Genomic DNA, 23,719 nt, shown 5'->3' with positions numbered 1-23,719 from the left:
CCACCGGAATTGCGCCAGCTCATTGTTTCTGCGCGCTTCTGCTTCAGCGCGCCACGACTAGCGCGCCACGACGGGGGCACCGCCCGGCGGCAGCACTTCCACCACTTCGCGCAGGCCGGTGGCCGCATCCATCAGGGTGAAGGCGCCGGGGCCCGGCCCGTCGTCGATCGGCGAGGCCGGGCGCAGCATCGGCGCATCCGCCGCTACCGCCGCATTTTCATGCTCGAAACTGCCGCCGAGCAGCGGGTCGCCGGCAGGCGCCGTCGACGGGGCTTCGCCCCGCAGCATCAGCCAGGCCGAGGCGACGGCGACGATGGCCAGTCCCGCGAGGCCGAAAATCGCCACCGCGGCGCGATTGAGGTCGCTGTCGCGTCCAAGATCGCGCCCGAGCGGCTCCTCGACCTCGGTCAGGATGTTCGGCGGAAAGGCCGGCGCGGCAGCCGGCGGCGGGCGAAGCATCATCATGCAGCTCTTCTCGAACCCGACCAAGGCAGCATCGCGGCAAGCCAAGTCACCGAAGCGGAAAAAGCGAGTGGATACACGATGTTTCGCGTCCGTTGCCCGAATGTCACACCCGGCATCGGGCCATGCGGGGCGCGGCCGCGTGATCCCCGTGCCGGACGAGGGAACCGGGGGCGGCCCCCAGCAAAAAGAAACCCCGCCTCGCGGCGGGGTTCGGGTCGTGTCGGGGACGTCCGTCCGTTGCCGGCCGGATTGGGTCAGTTCGGCACCGCGGCCTTGGGATCGGCTGGGTAGGCGGCGTTCTTCTGCACGCCGTGCATCAGGTCGATCGCCAGCTTCAGCTGGGTGTCGTCCTTCGGATCCGGCGGCACATAGGCCGGCGAGCCGGTCTTCTCGTCGTCGCCGTTCTTCAGGTGGCCCTTTAGCGACGCTTCGCCGCGGGTGGTTTCCACCCCGGCCGCCTCGGCCTTTTCCTTCACTTCCTGCGGCACGTCCTGCACCAGCTCGATGTCGGGCGAGATGCCCTTGGCCTGGATCGAACGGCCCGACGGCGTGTAGTAGCGCGCCGTGGTCAGCTTGATCGCCGCATTGCCGGAGACCGGGATCACCGTCTGCACCGAGCCCTTGCCGAAGGACAGCGAGCCGAGGATGGTGGCCCGCTTGTGGTCCTGCAGCGCGCCGGCGACGATCTCCGACGCCGAGGCCGAGCCGCCATTGACCAGCACGATCACCGGCTTGCCCTTGGCGAGGTCGCCCGGCCGGGCGTTGCGGCGCTCGATCTCGTCGGCGTTGCGGCCGCGGGTGGAGACGATCTCGCCGCGGTCGAGGAAGGTGTCGGACACCTCGATCGCCTGGTCGAGCAGGCCGCCCGGATTGTTGCGCAGGTCGATGATATAGCCCTTGAGCTTGTCTTCGCCGATCTGCTTGGCCAGGTCGTCCATCGCCTTCTTCAGCCCCTCGGCGGTGTTCTCGCTGAAGGAGGTGATGCGGATATAGGCGATGTCGTCCTGCTCGACGCGCGAGCGCACCGACTTGATGTTGATGATGTCGCGGGTCAGCGTCAGCTCGAGCGGCTTGTCCTGGCCCTTGCGGATGACGGTGAGCTTGATCGGCGTGGCGACGGCGCCGCGCATCTTCTCGACCGCCTGGCTGAGCGTCATGCCCTTGACGTCCTCGTCGTCCAGCTTGGCGATCAGGTCGCCGGCCTGGACGCCGGCCTTGGCGGCCGGGGTGTCGTCGATGGGCGCGACGACCTTCACCAGGCCATCCTCCATGGTGACCTCGATGCCGAGCCCGCCGAACTGGCCGCGGGTCTGCACCTGCATGTCGCGGAAGTCCTTCGCGTCCATGTAGGTGGAATGCGGGTCGAGCGAGGCGAGCATGCCGTTGATCGCCGCCTCGACCAGCTTGGCGTCGTCCGGCTTCTCGACATAGTCGGCGCGCACGCGCTCGAACACGTCGCCGAACAGGTTCAGCTGGCGGTAGGTGTCGGAGGCCGCCGCCATCGCCGTGGCCGGCTCGAGCAGCAGGCGGGGCTGCGCAGCGCCAACGGCAACGATGGCGCCGACCGCCGCGCCCATCAGAAATACAGACGTCCTACGCATCATCCGCGTGCCTTCTCGCTCTCGCTCGTCACCCACCAGGGGGTCGGGTCAATCGAAATTCCATCCTTGCGGAACTCGACATAGAGAATGGGTTGGGCGGTTCCAAGGCCGACCGAGGACACCAATTGGGGGCCGTCGCCCATCACCCCCACCGGCTCTCCGGACAATACGAACTGTCCCAACTCGACCGTTATCCTATCCATACCGGCCAAGAGAATATGGTAGCCGCCGCCGGCATTGATGATCAATAGTTGTCCGTAGGAGCGGAACGGCCCGGCATAGACCACCCAGCCGTCGCTCGGCGCCGCCACCTGCGCCTGCCGGCGGGTGCCGAAGGACGTGCCCTTCTCGGCGCCGCCATAGCCATCCTCGGCCCCGAAATTCTTCAGTATGTTGCCGCTCACCGGCAGCGGCAGCAGCCCCCTGGCCTCGGAAAACGCCACGCCGGGCGTCATCCGTCCGGGGTTGCTCAGCGCCGCCAGGCGTTGCGCCGAGGTCTGATCCGTCTTGTTTGCCAAAGCCTTGGCGGCGTCGGCCGCCTTGCGGGCGGCGGCGATCTCGGTCTCCATGCGCTTGAGCAGATCACGGACATTGCTGGCCTCGGCGGCGAAGGCGGCGGCCCGCTCGCGCTCGGCGGCCAGCGCCGTCTCGCTGCGCTCGACCGAGCTCTGGCGCTGGGCGATCAGGGCGGCGGTGCGGCGGCGCTGCTCACCCAGCGTGGCCTTCAATTCTGCGAGAGCGTCGCGCTCGGCCGCCACCTCCTTGCGCACCCGTTCCTGGGCGGCGAGCTCGCTGGCGAGCAGTTCGGTCTCGGCCTTCAACTCGGGCAGCACCGCGCCGAGCAGCATCGCCGAGCGTACCGATTGCAGCGCGTCGTCCGGCCGCACCAGCAGGGCCGGCGGCGGGTGGGTGCCGAGCCGGGCGAGGCCGCCCAGCACCTCGGCCATCTCGTCCCGGCGCGAATCCAGTGATTCGCGGATATCGGCCTCCTCGCGCTCGAGGGCGACGAGGCGCTGCTCGCTGGTGTCGAGCTTTTCCTCCACCTCGCGCACCCGGGTGGCGGTGTCGATCAGCGCGGCGTTCAGCTTGGCGCGGTCGCCCTTCAGGGCCTCGATCTCGCCGGCGAGCCGCTCCTGCTCGGCGGTGCTGCCCTGCAGGTCGGTCTCGAGCTGCTCCATGCGCTGCTTCTGCTGCGCCCGCGCCGCCGCACCGCCGGTGGCCGGCGCGGTGCGGGGCGCGGCAGGGGTGGCCTGGCGATCGGGCGGCCGGCCGGCCGGCGGCTGGGCTTCCTGAACGTTTTGGCTTTCCTGAACTTCCTGGGTTTCTTGAATCTCCTGCGGCGCGAAGGACCGCAGCTGTTCCGCCTCCTGTCCGCGCGCCGGCACCGCGGTCGTCGCGGCGGCGAGCGCGAGCGCCAGCAGCGCCGCCATGGGATGGCGGACGCGCAGGCGCGGGGAGGTATCGCGGGCAGATGCGGGCATCGGGTGAGCAGAGCGGCAAGCTGGTTAACGCGCGCTTAACCGATGGCGGCCGTTTCCCCGCAATCCCCGTTCATCCCTTGTGGTAGGGGTGGCCGGCGAGAATGGTGGTCGCCCGGTAGAGCTGTTCCGCCAGCATCACACGAACCAGCTGATGCGGAAAGGTGGCGCGGCCGAAGGCCAGCAGCTTGTCGGCGCGGGCGCGCACCGGCGGGCTCAGCCCGTCGGCGCCGCCGATCAGCAGCACGAGCGCGCGGGTGCCGCGATCGCGCCGCGCCGCCAGGTCCCCGGCGATCTCTTCGGAGGAAATCTGCGCGCCGCGTGGATCGAGCGCGACCACGGCCGCCCCTTCGGGCAGGGCGGCGAGGATGGCGGCGCCTTCTTCCGCCATGCGGTCGTCCGGCCGGCGCGCCGCGCTTTCGCCGATCTCGACGATGTCGGGGCCCGAGAGCCCGAGCGCCCGGGCGCCCTTGGCGGTACGGTCGATGTAGCGGGCGCACAGTTCACGTTCGGGACCGGCCTTCAGCCGGCCCACGGCGACAATCAACAGACGCACCCGCCAAGGCCCCGGGGTCAGCCGCGCGGGGATTTGGCCGATGTGGCTCCGGCAGCGTCGGGACGCCCGCCCGCCCACATCTTCTCGATGTTGTAGAACGACCTCACCTCGGGCTGGAAGAGGTGGACGATCACGTCGCTGGCGTCGATCAGCACCCAGTCGCAGGCCGGCTGGCCCTCGACGCGGATGCCCTTGACGCCGCGCTGCTTCAGCGCCTCGACGAGATGTTCGGCGAGGGCGCCGACGTGACGCTGCGAACGGCCGGACGCCACCACCATGTGATCGGCGATGGTGGTCTTGCCGCGCAGGTCGATGGAAATGACGTCCTCTGCCTTGTCGTCGTCGAGACGGGCGAGAACGAGGGCCAGGATCTCGTCGGCGTCGTAACGCGCTTCGGAGACCGGGGCAGCGGCCGGGCTGGTGGGGGCGGCTGCGGAAAGCGCCAAGCTGGACAGGGGTCCGAATCCTCTCATGATGGCATCACGGGAGGCTTTTCCCCGCCGTCAATGCTTCCTTAAGATATCGCGGAATGCCCCGTCTTTTCAAGCTTTGCCGATATTCTCGCCATATTGCGCCGCACGCGGGGCCATGGATGCGTCATCCGGCGCCGGTCCATGCGGCAGGTTGCTGCCGGCGCGCGAGCGCAGCGCGGTGGAGGAGAGCGGCGATTTCAGGCCGTGCAGGAACATCCAGGCCGGCGCCGGCGTGTCCGCCAGCCGGCCCGCCAGCCGCTCGTCGAGCCGCCAGCGCCCCAGCGCCCGCGCCGCGGGCGCGGCGGTGGCGTTGAGGCTCAGGCCGGCGCGGTCGATCACCGCGATCGGCACCAGGGCGGCGATGTCGCGCCAGCGCTGCCAGCGGTGGAAGCTGGCGAGATTATCGGCACCCATCAGCCAGACGAAGCGCACGCCGGGGCGGCGGCGGACCAGCTCGGCCACGGTGTCGTGGCTGAAGCGGGTGCCGAGCCCGGCTTCGAGCCCGGTCGGCACCAGCGCCGGATGATCGGCCACCGCGCGGGCGAGCGCCAGCCGCTCGGCGAGCGGCGGCAGGCCGTTATTGTCCTTCAGGGGGTTGCCGGGGGTAACCAGCCACCACACCCGGTCGAGCCCGAGCTTCTTCAGCGCCAGCAGGCTGGCGGCGCGATGGGCGGCGTGCGGCGGGTTGAACGAGCCGCCATAAAGGCCGATCCGCATGCCCGGCGCCGAGGGCGGGATGCGCCGTTCGGCGGGCGGCACGTCCGGGGTCGCGTCGAATGTCACGGCCTGATCTGGCCGGTGCCGCGCACCCGGTACTTGAACGAGGTCAGCTGCTCGGCGCCGACCGGCCCGCGCGCATGCATGCGCCCGGTGGCGATGCCGATCTCGCCGCCGAAGCCGAACTCGCCGCCATCGGCGAACTGGGTCGAGGCGTTGTGCACCACGATCGCCGAATCCACCTCGGCGAGGAAGCGCTCCGCCGCCATCGGATCCTCGGTGAGGATGGCGTCGGTGTGGTGCGAGCCGTGCGTCTCGATATGGTCGATGGCGGCGTTGAGACCGTCCACCACCTTGGCCGCGATCACCGCGTCGAGATACTCGGTATCCCAGTCCTCTTCGGTGGCCGGCTTCACCCGCGCATCGACGGCCTGGGTCGCGGCGTCGCCGCGCACCTCGCAGCCGGCATCGAGCAGCATGGTGACCAGCGGGGCCAGGAAGCGTTCCGCCCCGGCGCGGTCGACCAGCAGCGTCTCGGCGGAGCCGCAGACGCTGGTGCGCCGCAGCTTGGCGTTCTTCACCACGGTCAGCGCCTTGTCGAGATCGGCGGCCTTGTCGACATAGATGTGCACCAGGCCTTCCAGATGCGCGAACACCGGCACTCGCGCCTCGCTCTGCACGCGGGCGACCAGGCTCTTGCCGCCGCGCGGCACGATGACGTCGATGGTGCCGTCGAGCCCGGACAGCATCTCGCCCACGGCGGCCCGGTCACGGGTCGGCACCAGCTGGATGGCATCGGCGGGCAGGCCGGCCGAGATGAGCCCCTTCACCATCGCCTCGTGGATGGCGCGGCTGGAGTGGAAGCTGTCCGAGCCGCCGCGCAGGATCACCGCATTGCCGGCCTTGAGGCACAGGCTGCCGGCATCGGCGGTGACGTTGGGGCGGCTCTCATAGATCACCCCGACCACGCCGAGCGGCGTGCGCACCCGCTCCAGCCGCAGCCCGTTCGGCCGCTCCCAGCTTTCCGTGACCTTGCCGACCGGGTCGGGCAGGGCGGCGATCTCGGCGACGCCGGCGGCGGTGGCCTCCAGCCGCGCCGGGGTCAGCGTCAGCCGGTCGATCAGCGATTCCGAGAGGCCGGCGGCGCGGGCGCGCGCCACGTCCTCCTCATTGGCGGCGAGGATGGCATCGGCATCGGCGCGGATCGCCGCCGCCGCCGCCCTGAGCGCCGCTTCCTTCACCGGTGCCGGGGCGAGGGCGAGCTTGCGGGCGCTGGCGCGGGCGCGGGCTCCCAGCGCGCGCATCAGCGCCGGCACGTCGCCCACCGGCAGCACGCGCGATGCGTCGGCAGTGGCGGTGGAGCGGAGCGGGGAGAGGGCGGTGGACATGTCACTCACTCGTCGGCTTTTCGGGCGTGCCTGCGCTCGAACGGATCTGAATAGGGCGACCTGTCTACCACAGCGGGGGCGGCAGGGGCCAAAGCGAAAATCGCGGCGGGCGCGACGGCGCCGAAAGGACGATCACGGCACGGTCGGCGGGGGGCTCAGCGAATCGGTCAGCCATATTGGCATTGCGGTCCGAAAGGAGCCCGGCCCTACGTCATTAGGCTTCTTGCTAGCCGGTAAGCGCGGCCTTATTGTGCACGTACAGGTTGTGGCGACGGAGCCCGCCAGATGTCCGGCATGTTGGATTGGGTCCGCAGATGGTCGTCACCGTCCCTGCGCCCGCTGCATGTCGTGCAGGACCGGCCGTCGTGGGAGCGCTTCCTGGCGTCGCCTCCGGCGCAGAAAAGCGAGCGTTTCGATCGTGAGCTGATCGCCCGGCATGCCGATCAGCGGGAATGGACGTTTCCGGGCTACTCCAGGCCCGCGGGTCAGTCCGTGGAATTCATCGTCGACCTGCTGTGGGGCGGACGTGAGGCGGACGGCGTCTGCATCCCCAATCTGCGGGAGCGGCTGGTCTGCCCCGTTACGCAGCTCAACAATCGCCAGAGGTTGATCGCCACGCTGGCCCGCGAGGCGATCGAGCGCGCGCGCCAGCCGCTCGACGTGTATTTCATGGAGGAGATCACGCCGATCTTCGCGTGGTCGCGCGCCACCATCAGAAACATCCGCTCGCTTGCAGGGAGCGAATATCTCGGCCCGGACCATCCCCCGGGTGCCGTGGTCAATGGCCTGCATCACGAGGATATCCATCGGCTGAGTTTTTCGGACGGCTCGCTGGATCTCATCGTCAGCAACGAAGTGTTCGAACACATTCCTTCACCCCGGCAGGCGTTTCGCGAATGCCGGCGGGTGCTGCGGCGGGGCGGGGAAATGATAATGACCACGCCGTTCTTTCCGAGCCATGACGCCAGCGTCTGTCGTGCCCGGATCGGCGAGGCGGGGGTGGAGCATCTGCATCCGCCCGTCTATCACGGCAACCCGGTGTCCGAGGAAGGTTCGCTCGTCTTCCATGATTTCGGGTGGGACATTCTCGACATGTCCCGCGAGGCTGGTTTTTCCGGGAACCGGCTCGAAATCTATCACGCGCCGGCCTTCGGCCATCTCACCATGCTCAGCGTGTTCCGCTTCGCGGCGTAAGGCTGCCGTCCCGGCTTGCGGTGCGTCAATCGGCATTCCCCCCTTGCCATTTCCGCTCCGACATCCGATGTCGTGCGGAGCATCGCGCCACCATCCCGGGAGACACGAGCATTTTCCTGCGTGCCTACGATATTGGCTGGGATGCGTTCTGGCGCTTCGTCGAGGATGATGGTTGGGCGATCGCCAGCCACATCGCGCTGTCGGCGTTGATGTCGCTGTTCCCCTTCCTCATCTTCGTCACCGCGCTGGCCGCCTTCTTCGATTTCCAGGACCTTGCCAAGGAGACGGTGCAGCTGATGCTGGAGGCGTGGCCCTCGCAGGTCGCCGCGCCGATCGGCCGGGAGATCTCCTCGGTGCTCACCCATGTGCGCACCGATGCGCTCACCGTCGGCGTGGTGCTGGCGATCTACTTCTCCTCCAACGGCATAGAGAGCCTGCGCATCGGCCTCAACCGCGCCTATGGCGTGAAGGAGATGCGTTCCTGGTACTGGCTGCGCCTCGAATCCATCGGCTATGTGCTGGTCGGTGCCGCCGGGCTGCTGGCGCTGTCGTTCCTGGTGGTGCTCGGCCCGGTGCTGTGGTTCGGGGTGGTGCGCTTCGTGCCGGCGCTGGAGCCGTTCAGCTCGGTCATCACCTTCCTGCGCTACGCCGCCACCTCGGTGATCCTGATCGTGGCGCTGGTGGTGGCGCATATGTGGCTGCCGGCCGGGCGGCGGCGGCTGTCGGACGTCGCGCCCGGCATTCTCGTCACCCTGGCGCTGTGGCTGGGCGCCGGCGCCGCCTTCGGGCGCTATCTCGCCGCCTTCGCCGGCAATTACGTCACCACCTATGCCGGCCTTGCCTCGGTGATGATCGCGCTGGTGTTCCTCTACACCACCGCCTCGATCTTCGTGTATGGCGGCGAGCTCAACGCCGCTATCCGCCGGGCACGCGAAGCCGCCTACTAGCCCGCGCCTGCCCCGGGCGCCAGCTTGCCTCCAATAACATTACATGTTATATAACGTGTTATGTTATTGGAGGCTTCGCAATGGACGACATATTGCGGGCGCTCGGCCATCTCGCGCTGGGCAGCCGGCTGAAGCGGCTCGGCGAGCAGCTGCAGTCCGACACCCAGGCGCTGCTGGACGCGCTCGATCCGGCGGTGCCGTCGGGCCAGCATCCCTTCCTCGCCGCGCTCGACCGCCTGGGCCCCCTCACCGTCGGCGATCTGGCGCAGGCGCTCGGCGTCTCCCAGCCTGGCGTCACCCGCACCGTGGCGCGCCTCGTCGAGCGCGGCCTGGTCGAGGCGAAGCCCGGTCCCGAGGATCAGCGGCAGAAGATCGTGTCGCTCACCGCCGCCGGGCGGCAGCTCGTCGAGGCCGCCAGGAGCGAGCTGTGGCCGCGCATCGATGCCGCGGTCACCGAACTGTGCCGCGACCTGTCCGGCCCGCTGCTGGCGCAGCTGACGGCGATCGAGGACCGGCTGGCGAGCGAGCCACTGCATCGGCGCGCCGCGCGGCAGAAGGACGGCCTTCGGTGAACCCGCACCCGCTCGACCGCCCGGTCTGGACCGCGCTGACCAGCCTTCAGGCGCCGCTGGCCGAGGGCGACGCCCTTGCCCGGCGCTATCCTGCCGACATCGTCCCCTTCGCCGCCATGGCGGATGACCGCGTCGAATCGCGCCGCGCCCTCGCCGCGCTGGTCGCACCCGGCGACACCGTCGTCCTCGCCGAGGCGGAGGATGTCGTGCTGCCGGAGGAACTGTCGGCCGTCTCGGTCGCTGAAGCGGTGCAGATGCTGGCCGCCCTGCCGCTGCCACAGGTCGAGGATGCCCGCATCAAGTCCCTAGCGGCGGCCGACGCGGCGGAGATGCTGGAGCTGGCGACGCTCACCCGGCCGGGGCCGTTCAGCCTGAAGGCGCTGAGCCTGGGCCGCTTCTGGGGCATCCGCATCGACGGCCGGCTGGCGGCGATGGCGGGCGAGCGCATGCGTCAGCCCGGCTTCACCGAGCTGAGCGGGGTGTGCACCCATCCCGACCTGCGCGGCCACGGGCTTGGCCGGACACTGTCGCTCCATGTCGCCGCCCAAATCGTCGCCCGTGGCGACACGCCCTATCTGCACGCCTATGCCGGCAATGCAGCGGCGATCGGCCTGTACGAATCGATCGGCTTCCGCGTGCGGCGTCCGATGAACGTGGTAGTGGCCGGCCGTGGTGCCTGAACCCGGCGGGCGGGCGGAACTTTCATCGGCCTTCACGCCTTGACCATGGTCAAGGCGCTGTGCCCGGCAAGGGTGTCGAATGGCGCCGGACAGCGAGAGGAGATCCGGCATATGACCCACCATGACAAGATCCGGCTTCCGGCCGGCGTGCTCGTCGCGGTGTGCGACGGTCGCAGGGCACTGATCCTGCGCAACGAGGGCGACGGGGCCTTCCCGAATCTGCGCACCTATGAGGTGCATGAGCAGGACAATCCGCCGACCGCCGCGCAGGGCACCGACGCGCCCGGCCGCGTGCATCAATCGGCCGGTTCGGCCCGTTCGGCGGTGGAGGTCACCGATTTCCACGATGAGGCCGAGGCTGCCTTCCTGCGCCGGATCGCCGCCCGGCTGGAGGCGCTGCTCACCGCCGGCGAGGCGAAGGCGCTGGTGGTGGTGGCGTCGCCGCGCGCGCTGGGGGTGCTGCGCCCGCTCTATGGCCGCGCGGTGCAGGAAGCGCTGATCGGCGAGGTCCGTCGCGACATGGTGAAGCTGCCGGTCTACGAGATCGAGAAGCACCTCGCCGCGTGACCGGCGTGCCGCGGGGACCGGGCCCCGTCGAGATCGTCCGGGCCCCGGACCCCGGCGGCACCCCGCGATCAACCGGCAACCGGCCGGCCCCCAATCCGGCGATCCGGCCGGCATTTCCTCCGGCGACAGCTCCGCCGCGACGCTGTGGCGCCGGGTGACTTGATCCGCGCGCGGCGCTCCTCCGTAATGGGCGCGCCACCGACATCGGTGCCGTCGCCGCCGGAGGACCGATCTTGAAGACGCTTTCCTTCTTCCGCCTCGTGGTCAGCGTCGGCCTGTGCCTGGCGGTGGGGGCCATCGGCTCGCTCGCCACCACGCCGAAGATCCCCACCTGGTATGCCGGCCTCGCCAAGCCGTCCTGGACCCCGCCCGATGCGGTGTTCCCGGTGGTGTGGACCACGCTCTACGTGCTGATGGCGGTGGCGCTGTGGCGGTTGTGGCAGCTGCACGCCCCCTCGCCGGCGCGGCGGCTGGCTGTGGCGCTGTTCTTCGTGCAACTGGCGCTCAACGCGCTGTGGTCGCCGGTGTTCTTCGGGCTGGAGGCGACCGGCGCCGCGCTCGCCGTCATCGTCCTGCTCATCGGCGCCGTCGGCGCCACCATCGCGGCGAGCGCCCGCCTCGACACCATCGCGGCGTGGCTGCTGGCGCCCTATCTCCTGTGGATCGCCTATGCGACGGCGCTGAACGCTGCCATTGTGGCGATGAACTGAGCGGACGCATCTTTTCGCGCCTCGCCGCATCGCATCGGGAGGCCGTGCATGGATATCCTCTTCCTCGCCAAGTTCGTGGTGCTGCCCATCGCCCTGGGGGCGGTGGCGGTGGTGCTGATCATGGGCCTCGCCAACCTGGTGCGCGGCGGCTCGCCGCTGCGCTCGCAGAAGCTCATGCAGTGGCGCGTGCTGCTACAGGCGGTGGCGCTGTGCTTCGTGCTCGCCACCGTCATCCTGATGCACCAGGGCTGAGATCGCCATGGTCGTGCTCAACCGCATCTACACCCGCACCGGCGACGACGGCACCACGGCGCTCGGCTCCGGCGAGCGCCGGCCGAAGCACGATCTGCGCATCGCCGCCTATGGCACTGTGGACGAGACCAATGCGCTGATCGGCGTCGCCCGGCTGCACCTCGCCGCGCATCCCGACATGGATGCGATGCTGGCCCGCATCCAGAACGACCTGTTCGACCTCGGCGCCGACCTCTCCACCCCCGATGACGGCGTCGACCGCGGCTTCGAGCCGCTGCGCATCGTCGCCTCGCAGGTCGCCCGGCTGGAACGCGACATCGACACGCTGAATGCCGGGCTGAAGCCACTGCGCTCCTTCGTGCTGCCGGCCGGCAGCCCGGCGGCGGCGCATCTGCACGTCGCCCGCACCGTGTGCCGGCGCGCCGAGCGGATGATGGTCGAGCTGGCCGGCCGCGACGGCGAGATCGTTTCGCCGGCGGCGATCAAATATGCCAACCGCCTGTCCGACCTGCTGTTCGTGATGAGCCGCGCCGCCAATGCGGGCGCCGGCGGTGACGTGCTGTGGGTGCCGGCGGCGGGGCGGGAATAGGCCGGGTCGGCCATGAGTGCGCGAGTATGAGCGCGCGAGTATGAGGGTGAGGCCATGAAAGCGAGCCGATGAAAGCGAGCCGATGAACGTGCTGCCCCTGCGCCGGCGGCCGCTCCTGTTCGGCGCCGGTTACAGCGTCTATGTGCGCATTGTCCGGCTGGTGCTGGCCGAGAAGGGCGTCGCCTGCGAGCTGGTGCCGGTCGACGTTTTCGCAGCCGAGGGCCTGCCGGCGGATTATCTGGGGCGGCATCCCTTCGGCCGCATCCCGGCCTTCGAGCATGACGGCTTCGCCCTCTACGAGACCGGCGCCATCACCCGCTATGTCGACGAGGCCTTTGAAGGCCCGGCGCTGCAGCCCGCCGATCCGCGGGCGCGGGCGCGGATGAACCAGCTGATCAGCATCGCCGATTCCTATGCCTATCCTGCGCTGGTCTGGGGCGTCTATGTCGAGCGGGTGGAGAAGCCCGGGCGCGGCGGCATCGCCGACGAGGCCGTGCTCGCGGCCGCCCTGCCGCCGGCCCGCCTCTGCCTCAAAGCGCTGGCGGATCTCATGGGGGAGGGGCCGTGGCTCGCGGGCGAGCACCTCTCGCTGGCGGATCTGCATCTGGCGCCGATGCTCGACTATTTCCTCAAGGCGGCGGAAGGCGCGGCGATGGTCGGCGAATTCCCCGCCCTTGCCGCCTGGTGGTCCCGCCTCGCCGTCCGGCCGTCCATGGCGGTCGGCCGGAGCGAATGAGCCCCGTGGCTTCCCGGCATCTTCAAGCCTGTGGCGCGGTTTGCCGCAACGCGGCATTCTGTGGGGGCGGAGCGCCGGTGCCCGCGCCGCGATTCGCCCGATTTCCAGACCGTCGCCCGCCATGCTGCTGCCGATCAACGACGACAACCCGCTCGAAGGCATCACCCACGCCTATGTCACCTGGGCGCTGATCGCGGTGAACATCCTGGTGTTCGTGCTGGTGCAGCACGGCTACCGGCCGGATATCGACGTCGCCACCGCTTTCGGCTACGGCGCCATCCCGGCGGTGGTGAACCATGCGGCGGTGTTGCCGACCGAGTATGAGCGCCTGCCGGCCGAGCTGACGCTGATCTCCTACATGTTCCTGCATGGCGGCTGGCTGCATCTCGCCGGCAACATGGCCTTCCTCTGGGTGTTCGGCGACAATGTCGAGGATGCGCTCGGCCATGCGCGCTATTTCGCCTTCTACCTCGCCTGCGGGGTGGCCGGCGGCCTCGCCCATGCCATGGCGGTGCCGGATTCGGCCTCGCCGCTGGTCGGGGCGTCGGCGGCGATCTCCGGGCTGGTCGGCGCCTATCTCATGCTGCATCCCAATGTGCGCATCTGGGTGCTGATGTTCCTGCGCATCCCGCTGCGGGTGCCGGCGATCTGGCCGCTCGGCGCCTGGATCGGCTTCCAGCTGTGGAGCGCGCTGCGCGCCGGCGAGGCCGATACCGCCTGGTGGGCGCATGTCGGCGGCCTCGTCACCGGCGCCGTGCTGGTGGTGTTCCTGCGCCGGCCCGGCGTGCCGCTGTGGGTCACCACCCGCGACGGCACCCCGGACGGCCATCCGCCGATCTGATCGGTCCCCCCGCCGGGCCCCAAGTCCGGGCTCAGGTCCCGTTCCGGGAGACGGAAGCGGCGGCGCCGGCTGGGGTTTCGGAATTTTCACAATTCCATAAGCGGCAAAAGCGCTCCGGCCCTCGACTTTCCGTCGAATCGTCACGTTGACAGGCCGGGGGGCTGTCCATAGTTTCCCCGGCGCCTCGCGGGGTCGCGCTCGTCGCGCGCGGCGCCATTCCTGGAGTTTTAGACTGCCGGCCTGCCTGTCGCGGGCGGCGGGAGATCCGGCTGATGAAGATCCTGGTGCCCGTGAAGCGGGTGGTCGACTACAATGTGAAGATCCGCGTCAAGCCGGATGGCTCCGGCGTCGAGCTCGCCAACATCAAGATGGCGATGAACCCGTTCGACGAGATCGCGGTGGAAGAGGCGCTCCGCCTGAAGGAAGCCGGCAGGGCGACCGAGGTGATCGCGGTGTCGGTCGGCCCGGCCAAGACCGAGGAGACCATCCGCACCGCGCTGGCCATGGGCGCCGATCGCGGCATCTGGGTGAAGACCGAGGAGGCGGGCGTCGAGCCGCTGGCGGTTGCCAAGCTGCTCAAGGCCATCGTGGCGCAGGAAGGTCCCGGCCTCGTCATCCTCGGCAAGCAGGCCATCGACGACGATTCGAACCAGACCGGCCAGATGCTGGCGGCGCTGCTCGGCCTGCCGCAGGCGACCTTCGCCTCCAAGGTGACCATCGAGGGCGAGACCGCCACTGTGACCCGCGAGATCGACGGCGGGCTGCAGACGCTGCAACTCGCCCTGCCGGCGATCCTCACCACCGATCTGCGCCTCAACGAGCCGCGCTACGCCTCGCTGCCCAACATCATGAAGGCGAAGAAGAAGCCGATCGCCGAGGTGACCCCGGCCGATCTCGGCGTCGACATCGCCCCCAAGCTGGAAGTGCTGAAGACCGTCGAGCCCGGCGGGCGCTCGGCCGGCATCAAGGTCGGCTCGGTGGCCGAGCTGGTGGACAAGCTGAAGAACGAGGCGGGAGTTCTCTGATCATGGCCAATACCCTGCTCTTCGCCGAACATGACGACGCGTCGCTGAACCCGGTCACCGCCCGTGCGCTCACCGCGGCGCTTGCGCTGGGCGCCCCGGTCACCGTGGCGGTGGTCGGCGCGAACCCCCGCCCCGCCGCCGAGGCCGCCGCCGGGCTCGACGGCGTCGCCGAGGTGCTGCTGATCGACGCGCCGGCCTATGCCCATCGCCTCGCCGAGCCGGTCGCGGCGCTCGGCGTCGCGCTGGCCGCCGATTATGACGCGCTGGTCGCTCCCTCCACCGCGGTGTGGAAGAGCGTGATGCCGCGCATCGCCGCGCTCCTCGACGTGATGCAGGTGTCCGACGTCACCGCCGTGGTGGCGCCCGACACCTTCGAGCGGCCGATCTATGCCGGCAACGCCATCCAGACCGTGCGCGCCAGCGGCAAGAAGGTGCTGACCATCCGCACCGCCGGCTTCGCGCCCGCCGCGGAAGGCGGTTCGGCGCCGATCCGCGAGGCGAGTCCGGACGCGTCGGCCGCCGGCGAGGCGAAGGGCGCCACCTTCGTGTCGGAAGAGATCGCGCAGATGGCGCGCCCCGAGCTGACCGCGGCGCGGGTCATCGTCTCCGGTGGCCGGGCGCTGGGCTCGGCGGAGAATTTCCACGCCGTGGTCGAGCCGCTGGCCGATGCGCTCGGCGCCGCCGTCGGCGCCTCGCGCGCGGCGGTCGATGCCGGCTATGCGCCGAACGACTGGCAGGTCGGCCAGACCGGCAAGGTGGTGGCGCCGGAGCTCTATGTCGCGCTCGGCATTTCCGGGGCGATCCAGCACCTCGCCGGCATGAAGGACAGTAAGGTCATCGTCGCCATCAACAAGGACGAGGAGGCGCCGATCTTCCAGGTTGCCGACTATGGTCTCGTCGGCGACCTGTTCCAGATCGTGCCGGAACTGACGGCGGAAATCGCCAAGGTAAAGACAAACAGCTGAGGCAAAAGGCGGGGAGCGGGATATAGTGGGTATCCCGCCCCACATGGGCTGACGGCGGCAACGGGCTAGAGTGATGGGTTTCGAGATCAAGCGCATCGGCATCATCGGTGCCGGACAGATGGGTAACGGCATCGCGCATGTGTGCGCGCTCGCCGGCTATGAGGTCATCATCAACGATCTGGAAGCCGACCGCATCAAGTCGAGTCTCGCCACCATCAACGGCAACATGACCCGGCAGGTGTCGAAGGGCCTCTATTCCGACGCCGACAAGCAGGCGGCGCTCGCCCGCATCGGCGGGTCCGACAATGTCGGCGACCTCGCCGAGGCCGATCTCGTCATCGAGGCGGCGGTGGAGAAGGAGGAGATCAAGCGCAAGATCTTCGCCACGGTCTGCCCCTATCTGAAGCCGGAGGCGATCCTCGCCACCAATACCTCGTCGATCTCGATCACCCGGCTGGCCGCCACCACCGACCGGCCGGAGCGCTTCATCGGCATCCACTTCATGAACCCGGTGCCGATCATGCAGCTCGTCGAGCTGGTGCGCGGCATCGCCACCGAGGACGAGACCTTCGAACTGTCGAAGAGTTTCGTCACTCGGCTCGGCAAGACCTATGCGGTGTCGGAGGATTTCCCCGCCTTCATGGTCAACCGCATCCTGCTGCCGATGATCAACGAGGCGATCTATACCCTCTATGAGGGCGTCGGCTCGGTGGACGCCATCGACACCGCCATGCGGCTCGGCGCCAATCATCCGATGGGGCCGCTGCAGCTGGCCGATTTCATCGGCCTCGACACCTGCCTGTCGATCATGCAGGTCCTGCATGAAGGGTTGGCGGATTCGAAGTACCGGCCGTGCCCGCTGCTGGTGAAATATGTCGAGGCGGGGTGGCTCGGCCGCAAGACCCAGCGCGGCTTCTACGATTATCGTGGCGAGAAGCCGGTCCCGACACGCTGAACCTGCCGCTCCTGCCGGCGCCGCCGCGCCCGGCTGCCGGCCGGCAGCGGGGCGGTCCATAGGTCGGGTCCGCCTGTCCGAAGCCCACCATGTGCGGGATCGTCGGTTCGCCGACGATCCGCGCGCCGCCGGCGACCTTCCGTCCGCGCCTTCGTACTTGCGACGGAGAGCGGAGAAGATTTTCGCCGCACCAACACCGCTATTCGCAAGCACCGGTAGGCGTTCCGAGGCGCCTTCAAGCTTGGCAGCGTCGTCGCAGAACGTCGTCCTGTCGGCAGGGTGCTCTCGGCAGCGAAAGTCTATGGCGAGCGGCGAAGGCGATCAGGATCGCCGCTCTGCTCTCGTCATTATGGGGCGGCGAGAGCATTTCCGGTGCACACCGGTTCGCGGGAAATGCTCCAGCATATTGTTCTGACGCGTTTTCTTGCCGCGAAGTGGAATCCACTTCGCTCGAAAACGCTCTCGCAGGGTTTGCCGGTTCGGCCGGCAGCCTGCCCGGCGCCCCGCGATGGCGTCCCTGTCCAGCGACAGCGACAGCGACTCGCGGACGCGTGCCGCCGCGGTCGGGTCGGCGAGGTTGGCCGGCTGGACGGATCGCAAGGGAAGTGAGCAGCTTGCCCCGGTCTCGATCGGTCGTCCCATGCCTCGTCGAGGCGGGTATCGTCTCGGCGGAGGGCGGCGCCGGCGTGGACGGCGCGGCGGCCGGCAGCAGCGAGAGGCCGAGCGTGGCGGCCGATGCTTCATGTCACGCAGCTCGCGGCTCCACTGCGGAATGCGGATCGTCCCACGCGCCAGCGGGCGATGCGATGACGAGTGCCGAGGCTTCCACCGACCACACCGGATCTCGGGGTGTGCCGTCCGGCGGCGGCATCGTGTCGACCTTGGCGCGGCCTCCGGACTTTGGCAGGGCGCGCCGCCTATCCTGCCAGGGTGGCCGGGGCGGGTCCGTGCCCTGCCTGTCCGACTTCCCGGCCCGCCGCCGCAGGACGGCGGCAGGCGATCCGATGCGCGGTCCGCCGTCAGGCGGCCGCCAGCTCCACATTCACGCCTTGGCGCAGGGAGTTGCCGACCGTCGAGACGGCAAAGGCCCGGTTGATCAAATCCTCGATATCGACATCTCTGGGCAACGCGCTCGCCTGGGCGGTGATGCGCGCCCCGGTCGCCATCGGTGGATCGTCGATGAAATCAACCTCCACGCTCACCGACACCTCGGTGAGGATCACCCCCATGGCATGGGCGGTGTAGTGCAGATCGTTGCAGAAACAGCCGCCGATGGCGAGTGCCAGCAGCTGTCCGCCATTGAAGCCGAGGCCCGCACCTCCGGCTACCCCCATTGCCCGGTCTACCGTCACCGTATGGCCGCCGGCCCAGCCGGTCGTTGCCTGGGTGCCCGGCACGCTCCTTAGGTCGACATGTGTTGTCGCCATGGTCGCCTCCCGGTTGGCCGCTTCCGGCCGGCCAAGGCTGAGGCCAGCGAAAGCCGCGACATGCTCCTCCGGTCCGGTCGATCCCGCAAGTCCCTCCTTGAGTACCTCCGTGCTGAAGCCGGCACCGGGTTCAGCTCCGGCGTCCGGGCGCGTAGAAGCTCTCGGCGCGGTCACGCTCGTTGATGGTGAAGTGGTGGTCGGCGGGGGGATGCGCCCGCTGCTCGCAGTCGAGGCGCGGGCAGATGCGGCAGCCGACGCCGATCGGCACCGCCTGGCCGGGATCGGTGAGGTCGATGCCGTCGGAATAGACCAGGCTGCCGGCATGGGCGATGTGGCAGCCGAGCCCGATCGACAGATGCCGGCGCGGCGCCTGGTAGCCGTGCCCGCCGCGGGCATAGGAGCGGGCGATGCAGAAATAGCGCTGCCCTTCCGGCATCTGGCTGATCTGCACGTTGATCCGCTCCGGGTGGAGGAAGGCGGAATAGACGTTCCAGCGCGGGCAGGCGCCGGAATGGCGGGAGATATGAATGCCGGAGAGCGAGAAGCGCTTGGATATGTTGCCGGCTATGTCGGTGCGGATCAGGTGCAGCGGCACGCCCATCTGGCCCGGCCGCTGCAACGTGGTCATCCGCTGGCACACCTGCTCGAAGCTGGCGCGGAACCGGCGCTGCACCCGCTCGATATCGTAGCGCATCTCGCGGCAGGCCTTGAGGAACGGCTCATAGGGCATGATCAGTGCGCCGGCAAAATAGGAAGCCAGCGCGTTGCGGGCCACCACCGGCGCGTCGGCCGGCAGGTCGCTGTCCTCGATCAGCCGGTCGATCTCGGTGCCGGCGGCGAACAGGCCGATCTGGTGCGCCACCGCGAAGGCCGCCGAGGCCGGCTCCAGCACCTCGGCGGTGAGGATCTCGCGGCGCTCCGGATCATAGCGGCGGGCGATGCCGGCGGGCAGGTTGGCGGTGCGCCAGTTCAGCCCGAACACGTTGAACAGGTAGTTGCGCAGGCCGTAATCGAGCGAATCCGGTTCGGCGTCGATGTCGGTGCGCACCCGCTCGGCCGCGGCTTCCAGCGTCGGGAAATGGTTGGCATTGGCCTGGACGAAATCGGAGACCGCGTCGGTCGCCGGATGCCCGCCCGAGCCTTGTGCGGCGGCGCCCGTCGTCGGCGCGGCCGGTTCGGTGGAACCGCCGGCGCGTGCCCCGCGCAGCGCCCGGTAGCGGTCGTATAGCCGCACCACCGCCCGGCCGATCGCCGGGTTGGAATTGGCGAGGTCGCGCACATCCTGGTTGGTCAGGGTGTTGTCGGCGAACACCTCGTCGCCGAACAGCTCCATCAGGTCGCCGAGCAGCCGGGTCTCGTCGTTCTCCACCAGTTCGCCCGGCTCGATGCCGAAAAAGCTGGCCAGCTTCAGCAGCAGCGGCACGGTGATGCGCCGGCGGTTGTGCTCGATGAGGTTGAGATAGCTCGCCGAGATGCCGAGCGCGCTGGCCAGCTCGGCCTGGGAGACGCCGCGCTGGCGCCTCAGCCGCTGTATACGCCCGCCGACCTGGGGATCGTCCGCCGCCATTCCGCTTTGCTCGCTTTACAATCCGCGCTGAAGAACTTTACACGCATTTTCAGCTTAACACCATGATTTTCTTATATATCTTGCTTTGTGCTGTCGAGTGGTCAAATCTTTACATCAGCCAACACGGAGCGCGACCATGTCGACCCATCAGCATCGCCACACCAAGCCGCACACCGACCGCGACGAGTTCATCACCATCATCGGCGAGGATGCCGAGGAGGTGAGCCGCGTCTACGCCAAGGATGGTCTGGCGGCAAAGGGCTTCTCCATCCTGCACCGCATGGGGCGTCACAGCTTCCGCCTGCCGGAAGGCTCGCCGCTCGCGGCGCATATCGGCGAGGAGGCGGGCATGCGGCCGATGGTGGCCGCCACCTATATGCGCCGCGCCGGCAGCTGAGGCGCGGACGCGAAACGCCGGGCGGTCCGCTTAAACGGCGCCCCGGTGCACCAGCGGAACGGCCGATGTCCGTTCCGCCGCGCCGCCCGGCCGGCTCGCGCCACACTTTTCGCCCGACATCTGTAAAGCCTTTACCGAGGAAATCATGCTCGACACCGCCCGCCCCAGTGGCGACCGCCATGCGCCAAACCAGCCCTTCTCCGCCCCGCACTGGGCGCCGGATCGCTGGAACGGCATCTCCCGTACCTTCACCCCGGCAGATGTCGAAAAGCTCGCCGGCTCGCTGCGCGTCGAGCACACGCTGGCCCAGCACGGCGCCCGCCGGCTGTGGGAGCTGCTGCACGAGCGCGATTTCCTGCCCACCTTCGGCGCCTATACCGGCAATCAGGCGGTGCAGCAGGTGAAGGGCGGGCTGGAGGCGATCTATCTCTCCGGCTGGCAGGTCGCCGCCGACGGCAATTCCTCGGGCGACATGTACCCCGACCAGAGCCTCTATCCGGTCGACAGCGTGCCGGCGGTGGTCCGCCGCATCAACAAGGCGCTGATGCGTGCCGACCAGATCCAGACGCTGGAGCGTCATGAGGGAAAATCGGACGCGCAGACCGATTATCTGGTGCCGATCATCGCCGATGCCGAGGCCGGCTTCGGCGGCCAGCTCAACGCCTATGAGCTGACCAAGGCGTTGATCGAGGCCGGCGCGGCGGCCGTCCACTTCGAGGACCAGCTGGCTTCGGAGAAGAAGTGCGGCCATCTGGGCGGCAAGGTGCTGGTCCCCACCCGCACCTTCATCCGCACGCTGAACGCCGCCCGCCTCGCCGCCGACGTGCTCGGCGTGCCGACCGTGATCATGGCCCGCACCGATGCGGAGGCGGCGCGCCTCATCACCTCGGACATCGACGAGACCGACGCGCCCTTCATCACCGGCGAGCGCACGGCGGAAGGCTTCTACCGGCTGAAGGGCGGCTTCGAGGCCGGCATCGCCCGCGCGGTGGCCTATGCGCCCTATGCCGACCTGCTGTGGTGCGAGACCTCGACCCCGAGCCTCGACGATGCCCGCCGCTTCGCCGAGGGGGTGCACAAGGTCCATCCCGGCAAGATGCTGGCCTATAACTGCTCGCCCTCCTTCAACTGGGCGAAATATATGGACCGGGCGGCGATGAAGCGCTTCCAGGCCGAGCTCGGCGCGATGGGCTACAAGTACCAGTTCATCACGCTCGCCGGCTTCCACTCGGTGAGCTTCACCACCTTCGATCTCGCCCGCCGCTACAAGCAGGACGGCATGGCGGCCTATTCGGAGCTTCAGGAGGCCGAGTTCGCCGCCGAAAAGCAGGGCTTCACCGCGACGCGCCACCAGCGCGAGGTCGGCACCTCCTATTTCGACGCCATCGCCACCGCGCTGACCAACGGCATGAGCGCCACCACGGCGATGCAGGACTCGACCGAAACGGCGCAGTTCTGAGGCGGTTGCCTTTGGGGGCGGCCGGTTTCCGTCGGCCGTCTACTTGCCCTCTCCGGCTGCCCCGCCGGGGAGGGTTTTTCGCGTCGAAGGGGATCCGGCCGTCCGTCCGCCGGTGAACCGCCCGTTGCGGCTATGCCCGCCGGCCGCGCCGAAACAGCAGCCTTGCCGGCCGCCCGTCGATGGTAGCGAGCCCCAGCGCGATCAGCGCGAAGCCGATGAACTCGCGCGGTTCCAGCGCTTCGCCCAGCACCAGGGCGCCGAGCAGCACCGCGCTCACCGGCACCAGGAACGTCACCAGCGAGATATTGGTGGCGCCGTTCCGTCCGAGAATGCGGAAGAAGATGATGTAGGCGATGCCGGTGGACAGCACGCCGAGCCCGATGAGCGCGCCGATGACATGCGGCGAGGGCAGCGGCAGCCGCCAGGGCGCGTCGATCGTCAGCACCGCCGGCAGCAGCAGCAGGCTGGACAGGGTGAGCTGCGTCGCCGCCACGCCCAGAGGCGGCAGGCCGCGGAAACGCCTGCCATAGACGGCGCTCAAGCCATAGGACATCGTGGCGCCGATGGCGGCGACCTGCGCCGGCAGTTCGTGGCCGCCGAGCCGCCCCAGCAGCGCCGGGCCCATCATCACCGCCACGCCGCCGAAGCCGAGCAGCACCCCGACCAGGCGTCCGGCGGTCAGCTTCTCGTCGCGGGTGAAGGCCTGCGCCACCAGTACGGTGAACAGCGGAGTCGCCGCGTTGAGGATGGCGGAAAGACCGCTCGGAATATGCTGCTGCGACCAGGCGATGAGCGAGAACGGAATGACGTTGTTGAGCAGCGCCATCACCGCCATGGCCCCGACCAGCGGCAGGCTGAACGGCATGGAGATGCCGCGCATCCGGGCGATCAGCCACACCACCGCGGCGCCGATGGCGACGCGGCTCAGCACCATGGTCAGCGGCGGGATCTCGGCGATGGCGATCTTGCCGAAGAAGAACGAGCCGCCCCAGATCATCGAGAGCAGCACCAGCAGGCCCCAGTCGAGCGCTCCCATCGGCACGACTCCGGGCGTCGGGGTTCCGGGGCGGGCGGTCGGGCTGGACATCGGGCTCTCCGGGCGCGCGAAGCGGCGCTGTCGGCACAGGCTGGCGGAGGATCGCAGCCATCGGGGCGCCGGGAAATATCAGCCGGCCGGCGGCGGCGCCACCCGTTTCGGGTGACGATCGTCACGCGGCGTCTCAGCCGGGCGGCGTTTTGATGAATTTAGCCAGGAAATCCGCCAGCCAGCCCGGCCACTCGGCGCTGGGCGTGCCGGGTCGGCCCATGCCGAACCCATGGCCGCCGCTTGCCAGCATGTGGAGTTCGGCCGGCACGCCGGCGCGGCGGCATGCCGCGGCCATCAGCGGCGCCTCCCGCGGATCGCTGATCGGGTCGTCGGCGGCCTGGACCAGCAAGGTCGGCGGGTAGCCCGCTTCGACATAGGTCTCGGCCGACCACGCCGCCGCCAGCTGCGGCGAGGGATCCCGGCCGACCAGCAGGCGCTGCGCCGAGGTGGGGCGAAGCGCGGGGCTGAGGCTCAGCACCGGATAGACCAGCGCCGCGGCATCCGCCCGCGCCGGCGCGGTGTCCGCCGCGTCGACGGCCGCATAGTCGCCCATCGGCGCCGGGCCGGCGGCGAGCGCCAGCAGATGCGCCCCGGCGGAGAAGCCGAGCACGCCGACCCGGCGGATGCCCGGCAGCATCGTGCCGGCATTGAGCAGCCGGAGCGCCCGCCGCGCATCCTGCAGCGGCGCCGCCGGCCCGGCGCCCCAGTCCTCGCCGGGCAGCCGATAGTCGAGCACGGCGGCCACATGGCCATGTGCGGCCAGCCAGCGCGCCGCCGGCAGCGCCTCCTTGCCGTCCTCGATCCGCCGGTAGCCGCCGCCGGAGGCGACCAATACCGCCGTGTCGCTCGGGCGGTCGGGCGGGAACAGCGTCAAGCCGGGGCGCGCGATGTTGTCGAGCGCGCCGCGGCGGTTGCTCACGGGTGCTCCCTGCGGTCCGCCGCCGCCCGGCGGCGGGTCCGGCCACAGCGGCAGCACCCGCGGCGCTGCCATCGCCTGCGCCGGCGATCCCCCGTCGCAGCCGGCGCCCGCCATCAGCGCGAGCAGGCCGAGGAGGTCGCGCCGATTCACCG

At 69.5% G+C, this 23,719-nt stretch carries 26 protein-coding genes; 15 read left to right on the top strand and 11 right to left on the bottom strand.

Translation table 11 applies throughout. The features are described from left to right. Nucleotides 1-57: 57 nt before the first annotated feature. The 7 genes from J2X65_RS08885 to J2X65_RS08855 all read right to left on the bottom strand — a co-directional run bounded on the left by J2X65_RS08885 (nt 58) and on the right by J2X65_RS08855 (nt 6,594). Nucleotides 58-465, bottom strand: a complete 408-nt coding sequence (locus J2X65_RS08885; RefSeq protein WP_310200368.1) for a hypothetical protein — start codon at nt 463-465, stop codon at nt 58-60. A gap of 254 nt (nt 466-719) precedes the next feature. Continuing rightward, entirely contained in the window at nt 720-2,069 is a 1,350-nt protein-coding gene (locus J2X65_RS08880) for a S41 family peptidase (RefSeq protein WP_310200366.1), read from the bottom strand. After that, entirely contained in the window at nt 2,066-3,547 is a 1,482-nt protein-coding gene (locus tag J2X65_RS08875; RefSeq protein WP_310200364.1) for a peptidoglycan DD-metalloendopeptidase family protein, read from the bottom strand. The genes J2X65_RS08880 and J2X65_RS08875 overlap by 4 nt, the downstream gene beginning before the upstream one ends. Nucleotides 3,548-3,617: 70 nt before the next feature. Then, nucleotides 3,618-4,100: a 23S rRNA (pseudouridine(1915)-N(3))-methyltransferase RlmH gene (gene rlmH, locus J2X65_RS08870; RefSeq protein WP_310200363.1), complete on the bottom strand. Its 483-nt coding sequence runs from the start codon at nt 4,098-4,100 to the stop codon at nt 3,618-3,620. Between the two features lie 17 nt (nt 4,101-4,117). Beyond that, nucleotides 4,118-4,546, bottom strand: coding sequence for a ribosome silencing factor (gene rsfS / locus J2X65_RS08865; protein WP_310200361.1), 429 nt, complete (start codon nt 4,544-4,546; stop codon nt 4,118-4,120). Nucleotides 4,547-4,642: 96 nt separating this feature from the next. Further along, nucleotides 4,643-5,356 (bottom strand): nicotinate-nucleotide adenylyltransferase, encoded by a 714-nt coding sequence (locus tag J2X65_RS08860; RefSeq protein WP_310200359.1) that lies wholly within the window; start codon nt 5,354-5,356, stop codon nt 4,643-4,645. Then, entirely contained in the window at nt 5,353-6,594 is a 1,242-nt protein-coding gene (locus tag J2X65_RS08855) for a glutamate-5-semialdehyde dehydrogenase (RefSeq protein WP_310200731.1), read from the bottom strand. Before J2X65_RS08855 ends, J2X65_RS08860 begins: the two co-directional genes overlap by 4 nt. Before the next feature lie 369 nt (nt 6,595-6,963). On the opposite strand from J2X65_RS08855, the gene J2X65_RS08850 reads away from it, so the two are divergent. The 13 genes from J2X65_RS08850 to J2X65_RS08790 all read left to right on the top strand — a co-directional run bounded on the left by J2X65_RS08850 (nt 6,964) and on the right by J2X65_RS08790 (nt 16,711). Next, the gene (locus J2X65_RS08850; protein WP_310200357.1) at nt 6,964-7,872 is read left to right on the top strand and encodes a class I SAM-dependent methyltransferase; all 909 of its coding nucleotides are present in this window, start codon (nt 6,964-6,966) and stop codon (nt 7,870-7,872) included. A 116-nt stretch (nt 7,873-7,988) separates the two neighbouring features. Next, nucleotides 7,989-8,819 (top strand): YihY/virulence factor BrkB family protein, encoded by an 831-nt coding sequence (locus tag J2X65_RS08845; RefSeq protein ID WP_310200730.1) that lies wholly within the window; start codon nt 7,989-7,991, stop codon nt 8,817-8,819. 80 nt (nt 8,820-8,899) lie between these two features. Next, nucleotides 8,900-9,391 (top strand): MarR family transcriptional regulator, encoded by a 492-nt coding sequence (locus J2X65_RS08840; protein ID WP_310200355.1) that lies wholly within the window; start codon nt 8,900-8,902, stop codon nt 9,389-9,391. Next, a complete protein-coding gene (locus J2X65_RS08835) occupies nt 9,388-10,071 on the top strand; it encodes a GNAT family N-acetyltransferase (RefSeq protein WP_310200353.1) in 684 nt (227 codons plus the stop codon). The genes J2X65_RS08840 and J2X65_RS08835 overlap by 4 nt, the downstream gene beginning before the upstream one ends. Nucleotides 10,072-10,182: 111 nt before the next feature. Continuing rightward, a complete protein-coding gene (locus J2X65_RS08830) occupies nt 10,183-10,638 on the top strand; it encodes a host attachment family protein (protein WP_310200351.1) in 456 nt (151 codons plus the stop codon). Between the two features lie 233 nt (nt 10,639-10,871). Then, on the top strand, nt 10,872-11,348 hold the full coding sequence (locus J2X65_RS08825) for a TspO/MBR family protein (RefSeq protein ID WP_310200349.1): 477 nt from the start codon (nt 10,872-10,874) through the stop codon (nt 11,346-11,348). A 48-nt stretch (nt 11,349-11,396) separates the two neighbouring features. After that, nucleotides 11,397-11,600 carry a twin transmembrane helix small protein gene (locus J2X65_RS08820; protein WP_310200347.1) on the top strand — a complete coding sequence of 68 codons (204 nt, stop codon included), beginning with the start codon at nt 11,397-11,399 and terminating at the stop codon, nt 11,598-11,600. Nucleotides 11,601-11,607: 7 nt separating this feature from the next. Further along, complete coding sequence (locus J2X65_RS08815) at nt 11,608-12,189, top strand: cob(I)yrinic acid a,c-diamide adenosyltransferase (protein ID WP_310200345.1); 582 nt, start codon at nt 11,608-11,610, stop codon at nt 12,187-12,189. A gap of 82 nt (nt 12,190-12,271) precedes the next feature. Continuing rightward, complete coding sequence (locus J2X65_RS08810; protein ID WP_404977685.1) at nt 12,272-12,925, top strand: glutathione S-transferase family protein; 654 nt, start codon at nt 12,272-12,274, stop codon at nt 12,923-12,925. 121 nt (nt 12,926-13,046) lie between these two features. Further along, nucleotides 13,047-13,766 (top strand): rhomboid family intramembrane serine protease, encoded by a 720-nt coding sequence (locus tag J2X65_RS08805; RefSeq protein ID WP_310200343.1) that lies wholly within the window; start codon nt 13,047-13,049, stop codon nt 13,764-13,766. 272 nt (nt 13,767-14,038) lie between these two features. Continuing rightward, nucleotides 14,039-14,791, top strand: coding sequence for an electron transfer flavoprotein subunit beta/FixA family protein (locus J2X65_RS08800; protein WP_310200341.1), 753 nt, complete (start codon nt 14,039-14,041; stop codon nt 14,789-14,791). A gap of 2 nt (nt 14,792-14,793) precedes the next feature. Further along, the gene (locus J2X65_RS08795) at nt 14,794-15,756 is read left to right on the top strand and encodes an FAD-binding protein (protein ID WP_310200339.1); all 963 of its coding nucleotides are present in this window, start codon (nt 14,794-14,796) and stop codon (nt 15,754-15,756) included. Between the two features lie 73 nt (nt 15,757-15,829). Further along, entirely contained in the window at nt 15,830-16,711 is an 882-nt protein-coding gene (locus J2X65_RS08790) for a 3-hydroxybutyryl-CoA dehydrogenase (RefSeq protein ID WP_310200337.1), read from the top strand. Between the two features lie 1,019 nt (nt 16,712-17,730). Here the strand turns inward: J2X65_RS08790 and J2X65_RS08785 are convergent. Then, nucleotides 17,731-18,138 carry an OsmC family protein gene (locus J2X65_RS08785; RefSeq protein WP_310200335.1) on the bottom strand — a complete coding sequence of 136 codons (408 nt, stop codon included), beginning with the start codon at nt 18,136-18,138 and terminating at the stop codon, nt 17,731-17,733. Nucleotides 18,139-18,268: 130 nt separating this feature from the next. Beyond that, nucleotides 18,269-19,705, bottom strand: coding sequence for a short-chain fatty acyl-CoA regulator family protein (locus J2X65_RS08780; protein WP_310200333.1), 1,437 nt, complete (start codon nt 19,703-19,705; stop codon nt 18,269-18,271). Between the two features lie 136 nt (nt 19,706-19,841). On the opposite strand from J2X65_RS08780, the gene J2X65_RS08775 reads away from it, so the two are divergent. Together J2X65_RS08775 and aceA are read left to right on the top strand one after the other, a co-directional pair. Then, the gene (locus tag J2X65_RS08775) at nt 19,842-20,102 is read left to right on the top strand and encodes a hypothetical protein (RefSeq protein ID WP_310200330.1); all 261 of its coding nucleotides are present in this window, start codon (nt 19,842-19,844) and stop codon (nt 20,100-20,102) included. A gap of 145 nt (nt 20,103-20,247) precedes the next feature. Further along, the gene (aceA, locus tag J2X65_RS08770) at nt 20,248-21,561 is read left to right on the top strand and encodes an isocitrate lyase (RefSeq protein ID WP_310200329.1); all 1,314 of its coding nucleotides are present in this window, start codon (nt 20,248-20,250) and stop codon (nt 21,559-21,561) included. A 130-nt stretch (nt 21,562-21,691) separates the two neighbouring features. Here the strand turns inward: aceA and J2X65_RS08765 are convergent, their stop codons facing one another. Together J2X65_RS08765 and J2X65_RS08760 are read right to left on the bottom strand one after the other, a co-directional pair. Continuing rightward, nucleotides 21,692-22,648, bottom strand: coding sequence for a DMT family transporter (locus J2X65_RS08765; protein WP_310200327.1), 957 nt, complete (start codon nt 22,646-22,648; stop codon nt 21,692-21,694). A 133-nt stretch (nt 22,649-22,781) separates the two neighbouring features. Then, nucleotides 22,782-23,717, bottom strand: a complete 936-nt coding sequence (locus J2X65_RS08760; RefSeq protein WP_310200325.1) for an alpha/beta hydrolase — start codon at nt 23,715-23,717, stop codon at nt 22,782-22,784. Nucleotides 23,718-23,719 lie beyond the last annotated feature (2 nt).

Source organism: Ancylobacter sp. 3268 (genome assembly GCF_031456575.1).
Taxonomy (GTDB): domain Bacteria; phylum Pseudomonadota; class Alphaproteobacteria; order Rhizobiales; family Xanthobacteraceae; genus Ancylobacter.
The sequence above is the reverse complement of the archived record's forward strand: the minus strand, read 5'-3'. Positions and strand labels throughout refer to the sequence as shown.